We start from the raw sequence: 20,094 nt of genomic DNA, 5'->3' as shown, positions 1-20,094 counted from the left end.
CGACGGAGCTGCCGCCGCCGGCGCCGCCGGCACGACCGGCGTGCCCGCCGCCGGTGCGACGCTCGGCACCGCGAGCGGCACCGGCGCGGCGGGCGGCGTCGGCACGACCGGCGTCGTCATCTTCATCGGCTCGCCCTGCGGCGTCGGCGCGGGTTCGGGCAGCGGCGCGACGTGCTCGCTCTCGGCGGCCTTCACGGTCGCGCGATCGCGGCGCGCCGGATCGATCTTCAGGAAATGCTCGACGAGATTGAAGAAGCGCTCGTAGAACACGCCGGCGGGAATCGTCTCGCTCGCGGTCTTCACCAGCGCGTCGTCGCTGGACCCGATCGGCAGCGACAGCGAGCCGAACACGCTGAGCCCGACGCTCGCCGACGTGTTCGATTTCTTCAGCGTATAGCGATCCTGCACTGCATTCACGTACGCGATGCTCGACGAGCCGTCGGCGGTCGCATCCGCGCACACGACGTGAAACTCGATCACGACGTGCATGTCGTTGCTCGGCTGGAAATTCTTGCTGCCGTCGACTGCATCGTTGCGCGACGACGACACCACGTAGCCCTGGCTCAGCAGCGCGCGGCGCGCGGCCTCGCAGGCCGCGTCGGATTTCGAATGGAACGTGTGCGCATACGGGCTGCTCGTCGCGTCGAACTGCTCCTGCTGATAGATCGGCTTGGGCGGCGACGAGCACGCCGCCAGCACGGTCGCGGCCGCGAACGCGCACGAAACGGAAAACAGGCGAAATCGGTTGTGCATGGCGTCTTTCAGAAGGCTCGGCGAGATGCCGCGCGACGCGGCGGGGCGCACCGCACGGCTGCCGCGCAACGGCGGTGCCTGTGCGATCCGCGCGGCAATCTCGTATGGCCGGGGCGTCATTATAGTTTCGTTTGACGTCGCGCTCGTTTCAGCCGTCCGGCGCCGGCCGCGCGGCGGCGAGCAATCGCGACACGAGCGGATGGTGTTCGCCGCGCCGCGACCGGATCGCATGGATCTCCTCGGTCACGTCGCCGGCCCGGCCGAGCCGGCGCAGCCCGCGCAGCAGCGACGCGTCGTTCGCGCCGAGCTCGCCGAGCGGAAACACGCCGAGACCGCGCGCCGCGAACACGGCCATCAGCGCGCTGTCCTCGAATTCGCCGGTCACGCGGGGCACGATCCGCTCGCGTTCGAGCCACAGGTCCAGCCGCGCGCGCAATGCCGAATGAGCGGTCGGCAGCAGCACCGGCAACTCGGCGAGGCATTGCGGGAAGCGCTGCCTCGCGGCGGGCGTGACGAGCGACGCAGGGCCATACCAGTCGACCGGCGACGCGACGAGCCGCTCGCTCGTCACCCGCAGGTTCGACCCCGACGGCGCGCCCTGGCCGGCCAGCACCAGATCGAGGTGATGCAGGGCCAGTTCGGCAAGCAGCGCATCGTGCTCGCCCTCATGGCACAACAGCCGCAGCGTCGGCGTGCCCAGCACGGGCGCGAGCACCGCATGCGCGGCGAGCTTCGAGATTCCGTCCGCGAGGCCGACCGCGACGCGCACGGTGGGCTGGCTGGCCGCCGCGCGGACTTCGTCGGGAATCAGCCGGCCCATCTCGAAGATGGCTTCCGCGCGCGCATACGCGGCTTGGCCGGCGTCGGTCATCGCGACGCCGCGCCCGGCCGGGCGCAGCAACTGGTGGCCGAGCGACTTTTCCAGCTCGCGCACCTGCGCGCTGATCGTCTGCACGGCCATGTTGAGCCGTGCGGCCGCGCGCGCGAAGCCGCCTTCCTTCACGACGACCCAGAAATAGTACAGATGGCGGAAGTTGAGCATCGGATCGACACTTCGTAAAAACCGAATCAAAGATCAGATTGTCGCTGATTTTTACGAAGTCATGGACCGCCTATCATTTGGCTTTCCACTTTCGAAACGGCCCTTTTCATGGACTACCTGCTGACGCTTGCCGCCGACCCCGCCGTCTGGGCCGCGCTGCTCACGCTCGTCGTGATGGAAGTCGTGCTCGGCATCGACAACCTGATCTTCATCTCGATTCTCAGCAACAAACTGCCCGAAGCGCAGCGCGCCCGCACGCAGCGCCTCGGCATCGCGCTCGCGCTGGTGATGCGCCTCGCGCTGCTCGGCAGCGTCGCGTGGATCGCAAGCCTGACCGAACCGGTGTTCACGCTGTTCGATCACGCGTTCTCGTGGCGCGACGTGATCCTGCTGTCGGGCGGCCTGTTCCTCGTGTGGAAGGCGACCACGGAGATCCATCACCACGTGTCGCACGACGGCGACGGCGCGGGCGCGGCCGGCGGCGCGGCAGGGCTGACCATGTGGGCCGCGATCGGCCAGATCGTGATGCTCGACATCGTGTTCTCGATCGACAGCATCGTGACCGCGATCGGCATGACCGAGCACGTCCCGATCATGTTCGTCGCGGTGATCGTCGCGGTCAGCGTGATGCTGTTCGCCGCGCAGCCGCTCGCACGCTTCATCGACCGCAACCCGACCGTCGTGATGCTCGCGCTGTCGTTCCTCGTCGTGATCGGCATGACGCTGATCGCCGAAGGTTTCGGTTCGCACGTGCCGAAGGGCTATATCTACGCGGCGATGGCGTTCTCGGCATTCGTCGAAGGCATGAACATGCTGGCGCGGCGCGCGAAGGCGAAGCGTGCGGCGCGGGCCGAAGGTCGCTGAGCAAGCGGGCGGGCAGAGCTCCCGCCTTCGATCCGGATTCCAAACGAAAGGAGAAGCGCGATGAAATGTCCCGTCTGCAAGACGCCCGACCTGCTGATGGCCGAGCGTCAGTCGATCGAGATCGACTACTGTCCGACGTGCCGCGGCGTATGGCTCGATCGCGGCGAACTCGACAAGCTGATCGCGCGCGAAACCGGCGATGCGCCGGTGCGCCGCGACGAACCGCCGAGGCGTCACGACGCGCATGCGCGTGACGACGGCTGGCGGCGCGACGGCCGCTCGCACGACGACCGCTACCGGCGCGACGGCCAGCGCCGCAAGAAGTCGGTGTTCGACCTGTTCGATTTCGATTGAACACCGGATGCCGGACGCAACGGCGTGCATGCACCGCGCCGCGTGTCGAAAAAAAGCCCCGCGACGCGCGCTGCGTCGCGGGGCTTGTGTCATGCGCGGCGCTTCACGAACACCGCGCGGATGCTTACGCGTTGCCGGCCGTCACGTCGATGCGTCGCGGGCGCGTTTCCTCGCGGCGCGGAATCGTCAGCGTGAGCACGCCGTCGCGCAGGCTCGCGTCGATCCGCGACGTGTCGAGATCGGCGCTCAGCACGAACGTACGCGCGTAGCGCGGCGCGCGCACTTCCGCATGGCGCACGCGCAGGCCGGCCGGCGTGTCGATGCGCGTGTCGGCTTCGATCGTCAGCGTGTTGTCGTGCACCTTCACGTCGAGGTTCTCGCGCGGCACGCCGGGCAGGTCGGCGCGCAGCGTCACGCGATGGGCGTCCTCGACGATGTCGACCGCTGGCGTGATCGCGTGCCGGCGCGCGGTGTCCGCGGCCGCAGCCGCGGCCGGCAGGGCCGCACCGTTCTGGCGTTCGGTCAGGGTTTGGGGTGTATTCATGTCGTTCTCCTGAAGATTACTGAACGGTGATCGTGCGCGGCTTCGATGCTTCGCGCCGGCCGACGCGAATCAGCAGGCAGCCGTTTTCGTAACGTGCGGTGACGTTGTCGGCGTCCGCGTCCTGCGGCAGCTCGACCACGCGGCGGAATGCGCCGTGAAAGCGTTCCTGCGCATAGGTGCGCACATTGTCGGCGTCGTCGTGCGGAACCGGCTTGCGCTCGCCGCTGATCGTCAGCAGGTCCTTGTCGATCGACACGTCGAAGTCGGCCGCGGCCATGCCGGGCGCGAATGCGACGATCTCGATCGCGTCGTCGGTCGCGCCGACGTTCAGTGCCGGGAACGCGCTCGGCCGCACCGCGCGGATGCCGGCCGGAAGCTCGCCGAACAGGCTCGCCATCTGCCGCTGCACGCGGGTGAATTCGTCGAACAGGTCCTGGCCGAAATGGATACCGCTCATGAAGTTCCTCCGGAACATGAAGCGCGGCAGACGCGACGACGCGATGCCCGTGGCGGGCGCGGCGCGCGATTCTCCGCTGAGTCGAAAAAGGGGCGGTGCGTATGTCGGGCACCGCCTGGCAACGGGTAATTAGAGGCCGCGGCGGCGGTTTTCAAGAGCGAGCGCGCAACGCGCATTGGCGCGTGACACGGCGATTCGATGCGACAATCGTCGCGCCATCCACAGACCACGGAGACGGAACGGACATGGACATTCAACGCATCGCGATCGTCGGGGCCGGCGTGATCGGCGCGAGCTGGGCGGCTTTCTATCTGTCGAAGGGCTTCGACGTCGTCGCGACCGATCCTGCGCCGCAGGCCGACGCGCGGCTGCGCGACGCGCTCGGCGCATTCCTCGGCGAACGGGCCGCCGAACTGTCCGCGCGGTTGTCGTTCGATGCGGATCTCGTGCGCGCGCTCGACGGCGTCGATTTCGTGCAGGAAAACGGCCCCGAGCGGCTCGACCTGAAGCGCGCGCTGTACCGGCAGATGGACGACGTACTGCCCGCACGCGTGCCGATCGCATCGAGTTCGTCGGGCCTGAAGATGTCCGAGATCCAGACCGCGTGCGACAGGCATCCGCAGCGCTGCCTGATCGCGCATCCGTTCAACCCGCCGCATCTGATTCCGCTCGTCGAACTGGTCGGCGGCGACGCGACCGACGCGGCGGTTATCGCGCGCGTGAAGGACTTCTACGACGCGCTCGGCAAGCAGACGATCGTGCTCAACAAGGAGATGACCGGCCACGTCGCGAACCGGCTCGCGGCCGCGTTGTTTCGCGAGGTGTATCACCTCGTCGGCGAAGGCGTGGTAAGCGTCGCCGATGCGGACAAGGCGGTCGCGTGGGGCCCGGGCCTGCGCTGGGGGCTGATGGGGCAGTGCCTGACCTATCACCTCGGCGGCGGCGCGGGCGGGATCGCGCATTTCCTCGAGCACTTGTCGGGGCCGATCACGACGTGGTGGGACGATCTCGGCACGCCGTCGTTCGATCCGGCCGTCGATCGCAAGCTCAACGACGAACTGCGCGCGATCCAGGGCGAGCGCTCGATGCAGGAGCTGGCGGCCGAGCGCGACCGGCTGCTCGTCGAGCTGATCGACGCGCGGCGGCGCAGCTTCCTGCCCTGAGCGCTTGCGCCGGCCGCGCGTTTGCCGCGCGGCGCAGCGCGATCGGCCGCTATTGCTGCACGCTCGCCTGCGGTGCCGGCTGCGGCGTATGCGCGAGCCACGTCGGCTGCACGGCCTGCACGAGTTCGCGATTGCGCGCGCGCGTCGCGGCGTTCGGCGGATAGTTGCCGTCGTTGGTCGGCAGTTCGCCGTCGAGATAGGCCTGCTTCAGTTGCGCGACGACTTCCGCGCGCGTGAGGCCCTGTGCGGGTGCGGCGGCATCGGTTTGTGCGAACGCGGGTGACAGCAGCGCGGCTGCCGCGGTCGCGACGGCGAATCGCAAGACGTTCATGGTGTGCTCCGGTCAAGGGGACGGGACGTACGGCTGGCTGCCGTGCATTCCGATGGGCCCCATTGTCGCGAGCGGGTACTGCGCGGACGCTGACGCGTTCCGGGCAACGCCGTCAGTTGCACGTGAATGCTGTGGCGGAACGGTGGCGCGGGCGCGCGGTGAAAAGCGCGGAGCGCGATCGAAGACGACGTTACAGCTCGGCCGCCGCCGCGATCAGCGTCGCTTCGAGCGCCAGCGTCGAGCGCGATGCGGCCGCCGGCCGGTCGATCACGTATTCGAGCTCGCCCAGTTCGGGCAGCCCTGCATCGAGCCGCGCAAGCCCGGCCGGGATCACGTAACCGGCGAACGCGCTGACGCCGAGGCCCGCGCTCGCGGCCGCGCGCAGCACCGCGATGCTGCTGCTCACGACGGCGATCCGGTAGGGCCGGCCGACCGCCTCGAGCGATTCGAGCACGCGGCGGCGCGACACGCTCGGCTCCGGATGCATCGCGAGCGGCAGCACGGCCTCGTGGCCCGTGATCCGCGAATCGGGGCCGGTGCACCAGTACAGCGGTTCACTGCGGATCACGCGCCCGCGCCGGCTGCCGGCCACGCGCTTCGCGAACACGAGGTCATGCCGACCTTCGTCGAGCGCGTCGAACAGGTCGCCCGACAGCCCGGTCGAGATCGCGAGCTCCACTTCCGGGTTGCGCTGCACGAAGCTCGCGAGCGCGGCCGTCAGGTGCGCCGACGCGAAATCCTCCGACATCGCGAGCCGCACCTTGCCCGACAACGGCGGCCCGCACACCGACGTGACGGCTTCGTCCATCAGCTCGAGGATGCGCACCGCGTAGCGGAACAGCGCGTCGCCGTGCTGCGACAGGTGCACGTTGCGCGTGTCGCGCTCGAACAGCGGCCGGTCCAGCAGTTCCTCGAGACGGCGGATGTGCTGGCTGACGGTCGACTGCGACAGGCTCACGCGCTCGGACGCGGCGGTGAAGCTGCCGGACTGCGCGACGGCGACGAAGCTGCGCAGCAGCTCGGGCGGTAACGGACGCATTGCTAAATCCACTGAATCGGTTTCGACAACTTCATAAATGGCCGGATTTTGCGGCGCTAGTATCGGATCACGCTCCAGTGCGGCCCCCGCGAACGGGGGAGCACCGGATGCGTGGCCCGTGTCGGGCCGCCGGCTGCATCAATCAGTCTAAGCCATCCGGCGTCCGGCCCGAAACCGCATCATCCCATCGACCCCCGAGAACGCGCTCGCACGACGAGCCGCCGGGCCGCGGCGCACCGCCGCAGGAGACAGACAGTCCGCCCGGGATCGGCGTGCGGGCCTGGCTCCCGCACGCGTCAGGCGCCCGTCACGAAGAGACTGGAGACGACTCATGATCATCTACGGAACCGCGCTGCTGGCGTTCTGCCATCTGGCCGGACTGTTCCTCGGCGACCTGCTGGGCGCCGCGATCGGCGTGAAGACAAACGTCGGCGGCGTCGGCATCGCGATGCTGCTGCTGATCTGCCTGCGCCTGTGGCTGCACCGCCGCGGCTGGCTGCCGAAGGAGACCGAGGCCGGCGTCGGTTTCTGGGGCGCGATGTATATCCCGGTCGTCGTCGCGATGGCCGCGAACCAGAACGTCGTCGCCGCGCTGAAGGGCGGCCCGGTCGCGCTGCTCGCCGCGGTCGGTGCGGTCGCGATCTGCGCATGCTGCATCGCGGTACTCGCGCGCATGGGGCGCGACGACACGGCCTTCGCGGGCGTGCCGCAATTCGACGAACAGTGAAGGAGGCCGCCATGCTGCAGATGCTCGAAAAAACCGTCGCCCACAACGGGCTCGTCGCGTCGTTCGCGCTGGTCGGCCTGATCATGTGGCTGTCGTCGATCGCGTCGCGCAAGCTCACGTTCGGCCGCGTGCACGGCTCGGCGATCGCGATCGTCATCGGTCTCGTGCTCGCCTATGTCGGCGGCGCGTTGACCGGCGGCGAGAAGGGGCTGGCCGACGTCAAGCTGTTCGCCGGCATCGGCCTGATGGGCGGCGCGATGCTGCGCGATTTCGCGATCGTCGCGACCGCGTTCGAGGTGCAGCCCACCGAGGCGCGCAAGGCCGGCCTCGTCGGCGTCGTGTCGCTGCTGCTCGGCACCGTGCTGCCGTTCATCGTCGGCGCATCCGTCGCGCGCGCGTTCGGCTACACCGATGCGGTCAGCATGACGACCATCGGCGCGGGCGCCGTCACCTACATCGTCGGGCCCGTCACGGGCGCGGCGATCGGTGCGAGTTCCGACGTGATCGCGCTCAGCATCGCGACGGGGCTGGTCAAGGCGATCATCGTGATGGTCGGCACGCCCGTTGCCGCCAACTTCATGGGCCTGAAGACGCCGCGCTCCGCGATGATCTTCGGCGGGCTCGCCGGCACCGTGAGCGGCGTGAGCGCGGGGCTCGCCGCGACCGACCGCAGGCTCGTGCCGTACGGCGCGCTGGTCGCGACGTTCCATACCGGCGTCGGCTGCCTGCTCGGGCCGTCGCTGCTGTTCTTCACGACGCGCGCGCTGGTCGGCGCATAGCGGGGCGTGCGACCCGGGCGGCCGCGCGCGAGCAGCCGCCGTGCGCGGGCCGCGGCGGCCCGCATCCATCGCGGCGTCCTATCGCGGCGTCCTCTGAGTCGCATTCTCAACATCATCAATCGGCGGCGGCGCCAGGCTTAGAATGCCGCTGAACCATCGAAGCGGGAGAACTGTTCATGACGGGATGGAATCACGCGCGGCACGCGCGCGATGCACGCCTCGCGGCCGGCGCGGCCTTCGCGCGCGGCAAGCGGGTCGATGCGCGCGACACCGTCGCGTTGCTCGAAGCGGTGCTGCGGCCCGGCGATCGCGTGTGCCTCGAAGGCGACAACCAGAAGCAGGCCGATCTGCTCGCCACCGCGCTCGCCGACGTCGACAACGCGAAGATCCACGATCTGCACATGGTGCAGTCGGGCGTCGTGCTGCCCGAGCATCTCGACGTGTTCGAGCGCGGGATCGCGAAGCGGCTCGACTTCGCGTATTCGGGCCCGCAGTCGCAGCGGATCGCGAAGCTGCTGTTCGGCGGCAAGATCGCGCTGGGCGCGGTGCACACGTATCTCGAGCTGTTCGCACGCTACTTCATCGACCTCACGCCGCAGGTGGCGCTGATCGCGGCGGTCAGCGCGGACGCCGACGGCAACCTGTACACGGGCCCGAACACCGAGGACACGCCGACCGTCGTCGAGGCCACCGCGTTCAAGGACGGCATCGTGATCGCGCAGGTCGACCGCATCGTCGACAAGGTGCCGCGCGTCGACATCCCGGGCGACCGCGTGCATTTCGTCGTCGAGGCCGGCCGGCCGTTCTACGTCGAACCGCTGTTCACGCGCGACCCGGCCGCGATCACCGAGACGCAGATCCTGACCGCGATGCTCGCGATCAAGGGGATCTACGAGCCGTACGGGATCAAGCGGCTGAACCACGGGATCGGCTTCAACACGGCTGCAATCGAGCTGCTGCTGCCGACCTACGGCGCGAAGCTCGGGCTGAAGGGCAAGGTGTGCACGCACTGGGCGCTCAACCCGCACCCGACGCTGATTCCCGCGATCGAGTCGGGCTGGGTCGAGCAGATCCATTGCTTCGGCTCCGAAGTCGGGATGGACGACTACATCCGCGCGCGCTCCGACGTGTGGTTCACCGGCCCGGACGGATCGCTGCGCTCGAACCGCGCGTTCTGCCAGACCGCCGGCCTCTATGCGTGCGACATGTTCATCGGCTCGACGCTGCAGATCGACTTGGCCGGCCATTCGTCGACCGTCACCGCCGAGCGGATCGCGGGCTTCGGCGGCGCGCCGAACATGGGCAGCGACGCGCGCGGCCGGCGCCATCCGAGCGAGCCGTGGCTGAAGGCGGGCGCGGAAGCCGACCCCGACACGCCGGCGGCGCTCAGGCGCGGCCGCAAGCTCGTCGTGCAGATCGGCGAGACGTTCGGCGACAAGAACGTGCCGATGTTCGTCGAGAAGCTCGACGCGCTGAAGCTCGCCGACAAGCTGCAGCTCGATCTCGCGCCGATCATGGTGTACGGCGACGACGTCACGCACATCGTCACCGAGGAAGGGATCGCGAACCTGCTGATGTGCCGCGACAAAGACGAACGCGAGCACGCGATCCGCGGCGTGGCCGGCTATACGGAGATCGGCCGCGGCCGCGACCGCAGGATGGTCGAGCGGCTGCGCGAGCGCGGCGTGATCCGGCGCCCGGAGGATCTCGGCATCGATCCGCTCGACGCCGATCGCCGCTGGCTCGCCGCGCGCTCGATCAAGGATCTCGTGCACTGGTCGGGCGGCCTCTATGCGCCGCCCGCGCGGTTCCGCAACTGGTGAGGAAGAGGGCATGGAACAGTTGAACTATCGCTTCACCGCGCGCGGGCGCGCGAAGGGCGAACGGGCCGCGGCGCTCGTCGGCGTGGTCGCGTCCGGCAATCTCGAGGTGCTCGTCGAGCGCGTGCTGCCGGGCAATGAATGCGAGATCGACATCCGCACCGCGGCCGTCGGTTTCGGCGCGGTCTGGCAGGCCGTCGTGTCGGACTTCGTCGAGCGGCGCACGCCGGGCGGCCTGAAGCTGTCGATCAACGACGGCGGCGCGCGGCCCGACATGGTGTCGTTGCGGCTCGCACAGGCCGTACGCGCGATCGAGGGGGACGCATGACGAACCAAGTCATTCACGACGCGCCCGCGTTCGTCGCGAACGGCGCGAGCTGGTATGAAGCGTCGGCGCGCCAGCGCGTCGACGGGCTGCTCGACGCCGGCAGCTTCACGGAATTTCTCGGGCCGGGCGATCGCGTGACGAGCCCGCACCTGCCGCTGTTCGGCCTGCCGCAGCAGTTCGACGACGGGATGGTGGTCGGCCGCGGCACGCTCGACGGCAAGCCGGTATTCGTCGCCGCGCAGGAAGGCCGCTTCATGGGCGGCGCGTTCGGCGAAGTGCACGGCGCGAAGCTCACCGGGCTGTTGCGTGCGGCGCGCGAGCTCGGCACGCCGGTGCTGATCCTGTTCGATACGGGCGGCGTGCGGCTGCAGGAAGCGAACGCGGGCGAGCTCGCGATCGCCGAGATCATGCGGGCGCTCGTCGAAGCGCGAGCGGCCGGCGTGCCCGTGATCGGGCTGATCGGCGGGCGGGCGGGCTGCTACGGCGGCGGCGGGCTGCTGGCCGCGTGCTGCTCGGCGCTCGCGGTGTCGGAGCAGGGGCGCATCAGCGTATCGGGTCCGGAAGTGATCGAGACCAATCGCGGTGTCGAGGAATTCGATGCGAAGGATCGCGCGCTGATCTGGCGCACGATGGGCGGCAAGCATCGCCGGCTGATCGGCGGCGTCGATCGTTACGTCGCCGATACGCCGGACGCGTTTCGCTCGGCCGCGCTCGAACTGATCGGCCGTGCGCCGAAGTTCGACGCGGCGATGCTGCGCGCGGAGCAGGCGCGCCTCGAAGCGCGCGTCGAAGGGTTCGGCCGATGCAACGATGCACTCGACGTGTGGCGCGCGCTCGGCGCGGACGAGCCGGAAGCGATCCCCGGGATGCCCGACGACGAATTCGCGACGCTCGCCGATCAATTGCAGGAGCCGCAGCATGACGCTCGATGAACTACTGACCTCGCTGTTCCCCCACGGCCATTCGATCGCGCGCACCGGCGGCCTGCTGACCGGCCACGCGCAACTGGCCGGCACGCGCGTCGACGTGATCGGCGTCGCCGAGCGCCTGCCGTTCGGCATCGACGAAGCGCTGACGCTCGCATCGTGCGTGCTCGATACGATCGAGCGCGGCGGCGACACGCCGATTCTCGTGCTCGTCGACAGCGACAGCCAGCGGATGAGCAAGCGCGACGAACTGCTCGGCCTGAACGAAGGCTTGTCGCATCTCGCGAAATGCCTGATGCACGCGGAACTCGCCGGGCACCGGACGATCGGTCTGCTGTACGGGCATACGGCCGCCGGTGCGTTCATCGCGACCGCGCTCGCGACGCGCACGCTGCTTGCGGTGCCGGGCGCGGAGCCGGCTGTGATGGACCTGCCGTCGATGTCGCGCGTGACGAAGCTGCCGATCGACGTGCTGACGGAGATGGCGCGCTCGACGCCGGTGTTCGCGCCGGGGCTCGACAATCTGGTGAAGATGGGCGGGGTCGACGCGGTGCTCGATCCGGCGCGCGCGCTCGATTCGCAGGTTGCCGAATGGCTCGGCCAGCCGGCCGATCGCGGCGATGGCCGTGCGGCGCGCGGCCGGCCGGTCGCCGCGGACGTCGCGCGGCGCGTCGAGGCACTCGCGCGTGCCGCACGCTGACACACCGCTGCGCCGCCACACGCTCGTCACGCTGACGGCGGCCGGGTGGGAGGCGGCTTGCGCGCGCGATCCCGCGCTGGCGGCCGATCCGCTCGTGCAGGCGTGGGCCGCGCATGGCTGGCCGCTGATCGTGCGCCGCGCTTCGCCCGACGAAGCCGATGCGCGGCGCATCCCGCTCGGCTTGCCGCTGCCGCCGTCGGCGGGCAAGCGGCGCATTGCGCTGAGCGTCGCCGCCGACGCGCCCGCGTCGGTCCGCCCGCTGCCTGCGCTGGCCGACGTGCTGGCCGCAGCGCCCGCCACATGGCGCTCGACGCTGCGCGCGCTGGACGCGCTCGGCGCGCGCTGCGGCGTGCAGGGCCGCGTGTTCGGCAGCCTGGCGTGGCAGGCGCTGACGGGCGAGCGCTACCTGAGCGATGCGTCCGATCTCGACATCGTGTTCCCGCTGCCGGACGCCGCATCGCTCGCCGCGCTGCTCGACGGGCTGGCCGCGCTCGACGCGTGCGCGCCGATGCGCATCGACGGCGAACTGCTGCGCGACGACGGCGCTGGCGTGAACTGGCGCGAGCTGCATGCGCGGCTCCCCGAAGTCGCGGTCAAGACGGCGATCGCGGTCGAGCTGATGTCCGTCGACGCATTCACCGGAGCCGCGCGATGAGCGCATGGGCCGCCTGCCGCGCGCCGGCGCCGGCGCCGTCCGACGCCGAACGCATCGCCGAACTGGCCGAGCGCAGCCTCGTGCTCGAAATCGGCACGTATCCAAAACCGGGGCTCGTCAGTCACGTCGACACCGGCAGCCATACCGACATGGACGCCGCGACGTTCATGCGCAGCGCAGCCGTGCTGCGGCCGTACTTCGCGGAACTCGCCGACGCCGGCGCGCACGACGCCGACATGGCCGTGCTGCGCAAGATCGGCCTGCGCGCGGAATACGCGATGCTCGCCGCAACCGGCGGCGTGAACACGCATCGCGGCGCGATTTTCGGGCTCGGGCTGCTGTGTGCGGCGGCTGGCCGCCGCAGCGCGCCGGGCACGACCGCCGCAGCGCGCACGACGACGCTCGGTGCGTTCGTCGCGCGGCGCTGGGGCGCCGACATCCTCGGCGGGCCGCGGCTGCCCGACAGTCACGGCGAACGCGCGAGCCGCCGCTATGGTGTCGGCGGTGCGCGCCGCGAGGCGGCCGATGGGTTCCCGACCGTCTATCGCGTCGGATTGCCGGCGCTGCGCCGAGCAACGTGCGACGTGCCCGACGATGCGCAAGCCGCACGCGTCGACGCGTGCTTCGCGCTGATCGCCGCGCTCGACGATACGAACCTGCTGCACCGCGGCGGTCAGGCCGGCCTCGATTTTGCGCGGGCAACCGCGCGCGCGTTCGTCGCCTGCGGCGGCATACGCGCGCGCGACTGGCGCTTGCGCGCGGCGGCCGCGCACCGTGCGTTCGTCGCGCGCCGGCTGAGCCCGGGCGGCGCGGCCGACCTGCTCGCGATGAGCGTGTTCGTCGATGCGCTCGAGGCCGACGAGGACGCACGATGACGCTCGCGATCCTCTGTTCCGGGCAAGGCGCGCAGCGCGCCGACATGTTCGAGCTGACGGGCGCGGCGCCGCAGGCCGAAGCGCTGTTCGCGCATGCGGGCCGGCTCCTCGGCGACGATCCGCGCAACTGGGTGCGGAACGCGGAACCGGACGCGCTGCGCGAGAACCGGCCCGCGCAGCTCCTCTGCACGCTGCAGGCGCTCGCGGCGGCCGCGCTGCTCGACCCGGCGTTGCCGCGGCGTCGCTGTGTCGCCGGATACAGCGTCGGCGAAGTCGCGTCGTGGAGCGTCGCCGGGATGCTCGATCCGCACGACGCGCTCGACCTCGCCGATGCGCGGGCACGCGCGATGGATGCCGCGAGCGGCGGCGACGAACGCATGGCATTCGTGCGCGGACTGACGCGCGCGCAGCTGTCGCAGCTATGCGACGGCCGCGACGCGGCGATCGCGATCGCGAATCCCGGCGACGCGTTCGTGGTGGCGGGGCGGCAGGCCGACGTTGCGGCTGTGGCCGACGACGCGGCGCGCGACGGCGCATCGCGCGTCGCCCCCGTCTGCGTACGGATCGCGTCGCACACGCACTGGCTTGCAGCGGCCGTACCCGCGTTTCGCGCATCGCTTGCGGCCGTGAACACGCGCCGGCCGCTGCCCGGTACGCGCCTCTTTTCGGGGATCGACGGCGCATCGGTGCTCGATGTCGACGCGGGGCTCGACAAGCTCGCACGGCAGATCGCGGAGCCGGTCGAGTGGGCCGCGTGCCTAGCTGCATGCGTGGAGGCCGGCGCGACCGCGTTTCTCGAACTCGGCCCCGGCCGCGCGCTTGCCGAGATGGCCGGCGGCGCATATCCGGCGCTACCGGCGCGCAGCGTCGCGGATTTCCGCTCGGTCGACGGTATCGCGAGCTGGCTCGCGCGCGTGGCGGCCTGACGCGCGGGGCGCGGAAACGGCAGCAGAGCGGGCCGGAAGTTGGTCCGACAGCCGACCCGAAAACGCGCGCACCCCGCCGCGAAATCGAGTCCCGGACAAGGCCGACGAGCAGCCGTTCCGCGCCGGGTGTTGCGCCGGCGCAGCACCGTTTCAGCAGGCGCTTGCCACGCGAATTGGCATCGCTACAATGGCGCCCGCCATGAGACCAGCCGCCTTCCTTCTCGCCGCGCTCGGCTGCGCGGCGACCGCTCACGCGACCCACATCCCGTCCGATGCAGCATCGGTCGGCGCGTACTTTTCGTATGACAATGCGGCGGCGGACGCGACGGTCGATCTGATCGCCAGCGCGCAGCGTCGCGTGCTGCTGGCCGGCTACGACAATGTACCGCCTGCGGTCGCGGCGGCGCTGCGCGACGCGCGCTCGCGCGGCGTCGAGGTGCGCGTGCTGCTCGTGCGTGCGGCGCGCGCGGGCCGGTACAGCGGCGCCGGCTATCTGAAATCGGCCGGCATCGACGTCGCGATCGATTCGCGGCATGGCGAACCGGCGCCGCGCTTCGTGATCGTCGACGACAGCGTCGCGCTGAGCACGCTGTCCGGCGGCGCGGTCGCGCACGCGGAGACGATGAACGTGTTCCAGCGCGCGCCGGAGCTGGCGCAGTCGTACACGCAATCGTTCTGGCGCTTGTACCGGCAGGCCGCCGGGCTCTGACCGGTCGCGCGCGGACGACTGCTGCCCGTCCGATTTCTTCGCAATAATCCGTTATCGGCATACCGGCCACGCCGGTTTGACCCTGCTTGCATCGGCGCGGCCGATGAACCATGCTCGTTGGACGGGCGCCGGCGCGCATGTCGCGCATCCGGCGCATCGCAGGGAGCCGATCGTGACCGAGTATTTTGCCGATCGCGCCGACGCGGGCCGGCGGCTGGCCGGCGTGCTGCCGGACTTTGCGGGGCGGCGCGACGTCGTCGTGCTCGCGCTGCCGCGCGGCGGCGTGCCGGTTGCGTATCCGATCGCGATCGGGCTGCTCGCGCCGCTCGACGTGCTGGTCGTGCGCAAGCTCGCAATGCCGTTCGATCCCGAATTCGCGATCGGCGCGATCGCGAGCGGCGGGGCGATTCATCTGCAGCATGCGGCGATCCGCTCGATGGGCGTGACCGATGCGCAGCTCGCCGATGTGATCGCGCGCGAAACCGCCGAACTTCAGCGCCGCGACGCGCTGTATCGCGGCACGCGGCCGCCGCTGCCGGTCGACGGCAGGATCGCGATCGTCGTCGACGACGGCGTCGCCACCGGCGCGTCGATGCGCGTCGCGCTGCAGGCGCTGCGCGAACGCCATCCGGCGCGGATTATCGCCGCCGCGCCCGTCGCGCCGGCCAGTGCACGGCATGCGTTCGATGAACTGGTCGACGCGTTCGTGACCGTGTCGGAGCCGATGCCGTTCTTCGGGATCAGCCAGTTCTACGCGCGTTTCGACCAGACGAGCGACGACGAAGTCCGCGCGCTGCTCGATGCGGCCCGCGCACCGGACGACGACGGCCTCACGTCCGCCTGACCCGGCGCCGGCGCGTGCGCGGCTGCTCGGCTTCCGCGTGCGCGAAGCCGCGCTGCAGCACCGGATGGACGTCGGCGCGCCAGCGATCGCCGGTGAACAGCCCGTAGTGATCGCAATCGTCGATATCGACGCGGTGGCGTTCGCCGGCCGTGAGCCCGCCGCACATGTCGAGCGCCGCATGGGTCTGGCCGGCGCCCGTCACCGCATCGCAGCCGCCTTCGATGGTCAGCAGCGCGACGCCGCGCAGCGCGGCGGGCGCCACGCGCTGTCCGCGCACGTCCCACGTGCCGTTCGCCAGGCACATCCGCTGGAACACGATATCGACGGTATCCAGGAAATACTCGGCCGGCATGTCGAGCAGCGCCGTGTATTCGCGCAGCGCGCGGCGCGCGTCCGTCAGCGCCGTCAGGTCGAAATGCGTCGCGGCGCGCGCATAGTCCTCGATCAGGGCAAGGAATCGCTGCGGGTACAGCAGCGCGATCTCGCCTTGCTGAAGATAGGTCGGGAACACGTGGCGGCCCTGGCCCGGGAAGCCGGGCGGCACGATGTCGATCAGGTGGCGGCGGCACCACGCGAGCGAGCGCGACGCGGCGGTGGTGCCGAGCGCGGTCGGATTGACGCGCGCGTCGAGCGGGCCGCCGATCAGCGTGATGCTGGCGGGCGGCGGCAGGCCGCGCGCCGCGCGCAGCGCGAGCGCACCCAGTGCGGGAACCGTCGCCTGGCACACCGCGACGACGTGCAGCGGCCGGCCGTCGTGCACGAGCGCATCGACGAAGCCGTCGAGCGCCGCCACGTACTCGTCGAGCCCGAAGCGGCCGGCCGCGAGCGGCACGTCGCGCGCATTGACCCAGTCGGTCACGCACACGTCGCCGTCGGCGAGCAGCGCCTCGACCGTCTCCCGCATCATCACGGCCGCGTGCCCGGCGAGCGGCGCGCACAGCAGCACCGTGCGCGGCGCGCCGTCGCGCGCGAAGCGCCGCAACTGGCAGAACGGCGTGTGCGCGACGACCTGCTCGTCGACGGCCGGCCGCCGGATCTCGAAGCGCGGCGGCCCGACGGCCGGCCCGAGCAGCGGCTCGAACAGGTCGTCATAGCACGACGACGCAGCGTGCGGCAACGTCGCGGCGGGCCAGACGTCGAACGCGTGACGCGTCGCCGCGCGCCAGGCGCGCATCCATTCCCGCTGCTGCTCGACGACGGCATACCACATGGCGAACCTTGGGGCGGAAGGGGCGTGAATCTGCATTATGGTCACTGCGGCCGCGCAGCGGAGTATCGGAAACGCCACTGGCGGATGCACGTGAAGCATGCGACGCGCTAGGCGGCCGCACGCTGCGCTGCTACAGTCATCGGTCCTGTTCCCTCACATCCATCCAAGCGGAGCGTTTGCGATGAAGCTGATCGGCATGCTGGATTCCCCGTTCGTGCGCCGTGTCGCCATTTCGGCGAAGCTGCTCGACCTGCCGTTCGAACACGAGTCGGTGTCGGTGTTCCGGCACTTCGAGCAGTTCCAGACGTTCAATCCGGTCGTGAAGGCGCCGACGCTCGTGACCGACGACGGCGCGACGCTGATCGATTCGTCGCTGATCGTCGACTATCTCGACCATTGCGTCGCACCGGCGCGGCGGCTGCTGCCCGACGCCGCCGATGCACGGCTGCGCACGCTCGTGCCGGTCGGCTTCGCGCTGGCGGCCGCGGAGAAGACGGTGCAGGTCGTGTACGAGCACGCTTTGCGGCCGGCCGACAAGCTGCATGCGCCGTGGCTCGAGCGTGTGCTGAGCCAGCTCGAGGCCGCCTATGGCGAGCTCGAGCCGCTCGTCGCGGCTGCGAACGGCTGGCTTGGCGGCGCGCGGCTGCTGCAGTCCGACGTGACCGTCGCGGTCGCGTGGCGCTTCACGCAGTTCGTCGCCGCCGACTACCCGGCGCTCGCGCGCATCGATCCGGCCCGTTATCCGGCGCTTGCCGCGCATTCCGCGCGTGCGGAGGCGCTGCCGGCATTCGTCGAGACGCCGCTCGTCTGACGCGGGGATGTTTGCGCCGGCATGACGCGGCGGGCGGCGCGGCGTGAATCGGCAGCCCGGCGGCATCACCCGACCGTTCGGCGATTCCGTATGGATCGCCGTGACTGCCATTCAGTCGCGTGCCTCCGTCCGCGCGTTGCGGCCGGCGCGGCGGGCCGCAAACCCCGTCGGATCGCCGGTCCGAAGCGCGCGCGGCGCGCGGCCGCCCGCTCAGCCCCGTCCGGCAAGCACCGGCCGATTGTTCTCGCGCGCTGACAAGTGACTTCGCATTCGCGCCGTTTATCCGGATGCAGCCGGTCCCTAGAATCCACTCCATCGAATACGCATTGCCTGATGGAGCCGATGATGAGAGCGCTGATCGAATCGAGTCTGTACCACCCGTCCGTCGTGTTGCCGCTTGCCGCGTTGACGCAGTTGATGGTCGAGCGCGACTTCAATCTCGGCCAGGTCGGGCTGATCGTCGCCGCGCGCGGCGCGCAGGCCGCGGTGTCGCGCTCCCGCGCACTGATTTTCTGCCGCCACTGCGAAGCGCACGCATGAGCGCGCATTCGTCCGACAGGTGAAAAAAAGCCCGGCCGGCGCAAGCCGGTCGGGCGGATCGGATTCGATCGGGCCCCGGCTTCGGCCGGGGCTTTTTCATGGACGAGCGGATCGCGCTCACGCGCGTGCGGTCGACACCACGCCGTAGACCTCGTTGTCTTCTTCGTCGCGCAGCGCGCGTACCAGCTGGTGGGCTTCGCGGTGCGTCGCGACGGCCGGCGGCGAACCCTTGAGCGGCTGGCGCGCGGTTTCGGCGAGCGCGACGACCGACACGATGCCGATCACGGCGGCGCCCATCATGTAGTACGCGGGCATCATCAGGTTATGGGTCACGTCGACGAGCCACGCGGTGACGAGCGGCGTCGTGCCGCCGAACAGCGACACCGACACGTTGAAGCCGATCGCGAGCGCGCCGTAGCGGATCTCGGTCGGGAACAGCGCCGGCAGCGCAGACGGCATCACGCCGGTGAAGCACGACAGCAGCACACCGAGGATCAGCAACCCGCCGAACACCGACGCGGTGGTGCCCGCATGGATCAGCAGCAGCGACGGGATCGACAGCACGAGCAGGCCGACGCAGCCGGCCAGCATCACGGGCTTGCGGCCGATCTTGTCGGACAGGCGGCCGGCGGCGAGCGTCAGCGGCATCATCAGCACCATCACGATCAGCACCAGCACGAGGCTGTGCGATTCGTCGAAGTGCAGCGTCGACGACATGAAGCTCGGCAGATAAGACAGCACCATGTAGTCGGTCACGTTGAAGATCAGCACGAGACCGACGCAGAGCAGCAGCGCGCGCCAGTTGCGCATCAGCGTTTCGCGGAAGCGCGCCTTCGGCACGGTCTTGTCCTGCGCTTCGCGTTCCTCCGCCTGGCGCTTGAACGCCGGCGTTTCCTCGAGCTTCATCCGGATGTACAGACCGATCAGGCCGAGCGGGCCCGCGATCAGGAACGGCACGCGCCAGCCCCACGACAGCAGCGCTTCTTCCGACAGCGACGCGGTCAGCAGCGCGACGACACCCGCACCCATCACGTAGCCGATCAGCGTGCCGAACTCCAGGAAGCTGCCCATGAAGCCGCGGCGCTTGTCGGTCGAGAACTCGGCGATGAAGGTGGCTGCGCCGCCGTATTCGCCGCCGGTGGAGAAGCCCTGCACGAGGCGGGCGACGAGCAGCAGGACCGGCGCCATGATGCCGATCGACGCGTAGCTCGGGATCATGCCGATCGCGAAGGTGCCGACGGCCATCATGATCATCGTCGCGGCGAGCACGCGCTGGCGGCCGATGCGGTCGCCGAGCGGGCCGAACACCATGCCGCCGAGCGGGCGCACGAGGAACGCGGCCGCGAACGTGCCGAACGTGGCGAGCAGCTGCGCGGACGGGCTGCTCGACGGGAAGAACACCTTGCCGAGCGTGACGGCGATATAGCTGTAGACGCCGAAGTCGAACCATTCCATCGCATTGCCGATGGCCATCGCGCTGACCGCGCGCTTGAGCAGGCTCTGGTCGACGACGGTGATGTCGTCCGCGGCGAGCGTGGTTGCGCCGGACGACGAGGTGGAAGAAGCAGCGGTCGGGCTGACGTGTGTTGCGGTCAAGGTCATGCACTCCTTTGACTGCGCCGGAACGGGCGAGCCGTCCGACACGGTTTGCCGGTAAGCGCGCGGTCGTGTGCTGCGCGTCGGGGCAGGCCTTTAAG

General features: G+C 70.2%; 24 protein-coding genes. 16 read left to right on the top strand and 8 right to left on the bottom strand.

Annotated elements, in window-relative coordinates:
* Both BSE24067_RS10505 and BSE24067_RS10500 read right to left on the bottom strand, forming a co-directional pair.
* A partial coding sequence (locus BSE24067_RS10505; RefSeq protein ID WP_174904744.1) for a DUF2242 domain-containing protein occupies positions 1 to 753 on the bottom strand: 753 nt, incomplete at its 3' end.
* A 148-nt stretch (positions 754 to 901) separates the two neighbouring features.
* On the bottom strand, positions 902 to 1,795 hold the full coding sequence (locus tag BSE24067_RS10500; protein WP_151068376.1) for a LysR family transcriptional regulator: 894 nt from the start codon (positions 1,793 to 1,795) through the stop codon (positions 902 to 904).
* Between the two features lie 108 nt (positions 1,796 to 1,903).
* Here BSE24067_RS10500 and BSE24067_RS10495 point away from each other — a divergent pair, with 108 nt between their 5' ends.
* Together BSE24067_RS10495 and BSE24067_RS10490 are read left to right on the top strand one after the other, a co-directional pair.
* Positions 1,904 to 2,659, top strand: a complete 756-nt coding sequence (locus BSE24067_RS10495) for a TerC family protein (RefSeq protein WP_151068375.1) — start codon at positions 1,904 to 1,906, stop codon at positions 2,657 to 2,659.
* Between the two features lie 60 nt (positions 2,660 to 2,719).
* Positions 2,720 to 3,013 carry a TFIIB-type zinc ribbon-containing protein gene (locus tag BSE24067_RS10490; protein WP_151068374.1) on the top strand — a complete coding sequence of 98 codons (294 nt, stop codon included), beginning with the start codon at positions 2,720 to 2,722 and terminating at the stop codon, positions 3,011 to 3,013.
* A 124-nt stretch (positions 3,014 to 3,137) separates the two neighbouring features.
* Here BSE24067_RS10490 and BSE24067_RS10485 read toward each other — a convergent pair whose 3' ends face one another.
* Both BSE24067_RS10485 and BSE24067_RS10480 read right to left on the bottom strand, forming a co-directional pair.
* Entirely contained in the window at positions 3,138 to 3,557 is a 420-nt protein-coding gene (locus tag BSE24067_RS10485; RefSeq protein ID WP_151068373.1) for an Hsp20/alpha crystallin family protein, read from the bottom strand.
* Between the two features lie 16 nt (positions 3,558 to 3,573).
* The gene (locus BSE24067_RS10480) at positions 3,574 to 4,014 is read right to left on the bottom strand and encodes an Hsp20/alpha crystallin family protein (protein WP_151068372.1); all 441 of its coding nucleotides are present in this window, start codon (positions 4,012 to 4,014) and stop codon (positions 3,574 to 3,576) included.
* A gap of 245 nt (positions 4,015 to 4,259) precedes the next feature.
* Between BSE24067_RS10480 and BSE24067_RS10475 the strand changes: the two genes are divergently transcribed.
* Complete coding sequence (locus BSE24067_RS10475) at positions 4,260 to 5,177, top strand: 3-hydroxyacyl-CoA dehydrogenase NAD-binding domain-containing protein (protein ID WP_151068371.1); 918 nt, start codon at positions 4,260 to 4,262, stop codon at positions 5,175 to 5,177.
* 49 nt (positions 5,178 to 5,226) lie between these two features.
* Here the strand turns inward: BSE24067_RS10475 and BSE24067_RS10470 are convergent, their stop codons facing one another.
* Both BSE24067_RS10470 and BSE24067_RS10465 read right to left on the bottom strand, forming a co-directional pair.
* Positions 5,227 to 5,508, bottom strand: coding sequence for a DUF4148 domain-containing protein (locus tag BSE24067_RS10470; protein WP_151068370.1), 282 nt, complete (start codon positions 5,506 to 5,508; stop codon positions 5,227 to 5,229).
* 190 nt (positions 5,509 to 5,698) lie between these two features.
* Complete coding sequence (locus BSE24067_RS10465; RefSeq protein ID WP_039322076.1) at positions 5,699 to 6,547, bottom strand: LysR substrate-binding domain-containing protein; 849 nt, start codon at positions 6,545 to 6,547, stop codon at positions 5,699 to 5,701.
* 331 nt (positions 6,548 to 6,878) lie between these two features.
* On the opposite strand from BSE24067_RS10465, the gene madL reads away from it, so the two are divergent.
* The 11 genes from madL to BSE24067_RS10410 all read left to right on the top strand — a co-directional run bounded on the left by madL (position 6,879) and on the right by BSE24067_RS10410 (position 15,836).
* Positions 6,879 to 7,274, top strand: a complete 396-nt coding sequence (gene madL / locus BSE24067_RS10460) for a malonate transporter subunit MadL (protein ID WP_151068369.1) — start codon at positions 6,879 to 6,881, stop codon at positions 7,272 to 7,274.
* Positions 7,275 to 7,285: 11 nt separating this feature from the next.
* Positions 7,286 to 8,053: a malonate transporter subunit MadM gene (madM, locus tag BSE24067_RS10455; protein ID WP_151068368.1), complete on the top strand. Its 768-nt coding sequence runs from the start codon at positions 7,286 to 7,288 to the stop codon at positions 8,051 to 8,053.
* A 176-nt stretch (positions 8,054 to 8,229) separates the two neighbouring features.
* Positions 8,230 to 9,876: a malonate decarboxylase subunit alpha gene (mdcA, locus tag BSE24067_RS10450; protein WP_151068367.1), complete on the top strand. Its 1,647-nt coding sequence runs from the start codon at positions 8,230 to 8,232 to the stop codon at positions 9,874 to 9,876.
* 10 nt (positions 9,877 to 9,886) lie between these two features.
* Complete coding sequence (mdcC, locus tag BSE24067_RS10445; protein ID WP_151068366.1) at positions 9,887 to 10,201, top strand: malonate decarboxylase acyl carrier protein; 315 nt, start codon at positions 9,887 to 9,889, stop codon at positions 10,199 to 10,201.
* On the top strand, positions 10,198 to 11,133 hold the full coding sequence (locus BSE24067_RS10440; RefSeq protein ID WP_151068365.1) for a biotin-independent malonate decarboxylase subunit beta: 936 nt from the start codon (positions 10,198 to 10,200) through the stop codon (positions 11,131 to 11,133). The genes mdcC and BSE24067_RS10440 overlap by 4 nt, the downstream gene beginning before the upstream one ends.
* Positions 11,120 to 11,827, top strand: coding sequence for a biotin-independent malonate decarboxylase subunit gamma (gene mdcE / locus BSE24067_RS10435; RefSeq protein ID WP_151068364.1), 708 nt, complete (start codon positions 11,120 to 11,122; stop codon positions 11,825 to 11,827). Before BSE24067_RS10440 ends, mdcE begins: the two co-directional genes overlap by 14 nt.
* Entirely contained in the window at positions 11,814 to 12,482 is a 669-nt protein-coding gene (gene mdcG, locus BSE24067_RS10430; protein WP_174904743.1) for a malonate decarboxylase holo-[acyl-carrier-protein] synthase, read from the top strand. The genes mdcE and mdcG overlap by 14 nt, the downstream gene beginning before the upstream one ends.
* Entirely contained in the window at positions 12,479 to 13,357 is an 879-nt protein-coding gene (gene mdcB / locus BSE24067_RS10425; protein WP_151062925.1) for a triphosphoribosyl-dephospho-CoA synthase MdcB, read from the top strand. The genes mdcG and mdcB overlap by 4 nt, the downstream gene beginning before the upstream one ends.
* Positions 13,354 to 14,283: a malonate decarboxylase subunit epsilon gene (gene mdcH, locus BSE24067_RS10420; protein ID WP_151062926.1), complete on the top strand. Its 930-nt coding sequence runs from the start codon at positions 13,354 to 13,356 to the stop codon at positions 14,281 to 14,283. The genes mdcB and mdcH overlap by 4 nt, the downstream gene beginning before the upstream one ends.
* A gap of 187 nt (positions 14,284 to 14,470) precedes the next feature.
* Positions 14,471 to 14,992 (top strand): phospholipase D-like domain-containing protein, encoded by a 522-nt coding sequence (locus BSE24067_RS10415; RefSeq protein WP_151062927.1) that lies wholly within the window; start codon positions 14,471 to 14,473, stop codon positions 14,990 to 14,992.
* Between the two features lie 172 nt (positions 14,993 to 15,164).
* On the top strand, positions 15,165 to 15,836 hold the full coding sequence (locus tag BSE24067_RS10410; RefSeq protein ID WP_244122225.1) for a phosphoribosyltransferase: 672 nt from the start codon (positions 15,165 to 15,167) through the stop codon (positions 15,834 to 15,836).
* On the opposite strand, the gene phaZ is transcribed toward BSE24067_RS10410, so the two are convergent.
* Positions 15,823 to 17,046: a polyhydroxyalkanoate depolymerase gene (phaZ, locus tag BSE24067_RS10405; RefSeq protein WP_151062929.1), complete on the bottom strand. Its 1,224-nt coding sequence runs from the start codon at positions 17,044 to 17,046 to the stop codon at positions 15,823 to 15,825. The two genes, BSE24067_RS10410 and phaZ, sit on opposite strands and share 14 nt — an antisense overlap.
* A 181-nt stretch (positions 17,047 to 17,227) precedes the next feature.
* On the opposite strand from phaZ, the gene BSE24067_RS10400 reads away from it, so the two are divergent.
* Positions 17,228 to 17,857 carry a glutathione S-transferase family protein gene (locus BSE24067_RS10400; RefSeq protein ID WP_151062930.1) on the top strand — a complete coding sequence of 210 codons (630 nt, stop codon included), beginning with the start codon at positions 17,228 to 17,230 and terminating at the stop codon, positions 17,855 to 17,857.
* Between the two features lie 342 nt (positions 17,858 to 18,199).
* Positions 18,200 to 18,397, top strand: a complete 198-nt coding sequence (locus tag BSE24067_RS10395) for a hypothetical protein (RefSeq protein WP_044844954.1) — start codon at positions 18,200 to 18,202, stop codon at positions 18,395 to 18,397.
* A 117-nt stretch (positions 18,398 to 18,514) separates the two neighbouring features.
* Here the strand turns inward: BSE24067_RS10395 and proP are convergent, their stop codons facing one another.
* Positions 18,515 to 19,999 (bottom strand): glycine betaine/L-proline transporter ProP, encoded by a 1,485-nt coding sequence (gene proP / locus BSE24067_RS10390; protein ID WP_151062931.1) that lies wholly within the window; start codon positions 19,997 to 19,999, stop codon positions 18,515 to 18,517.
* Positions 20,000 to 20,094 lie beyond the last annotated feature (95 nt).

The organism is Burkholderia latens, from assembly GCF_902499045.1.
In the GTDB taxonomy this organism is placed as follows: Bacteria; Pseudomonadota; Gammaproteobacteria; order Burkholderiales; family Burkholderiaceae; genus Burkholderia; species Burkholderia latens.
This window is presented reverse-complemented; position numbering and strand designations above follow the sequence as displayed.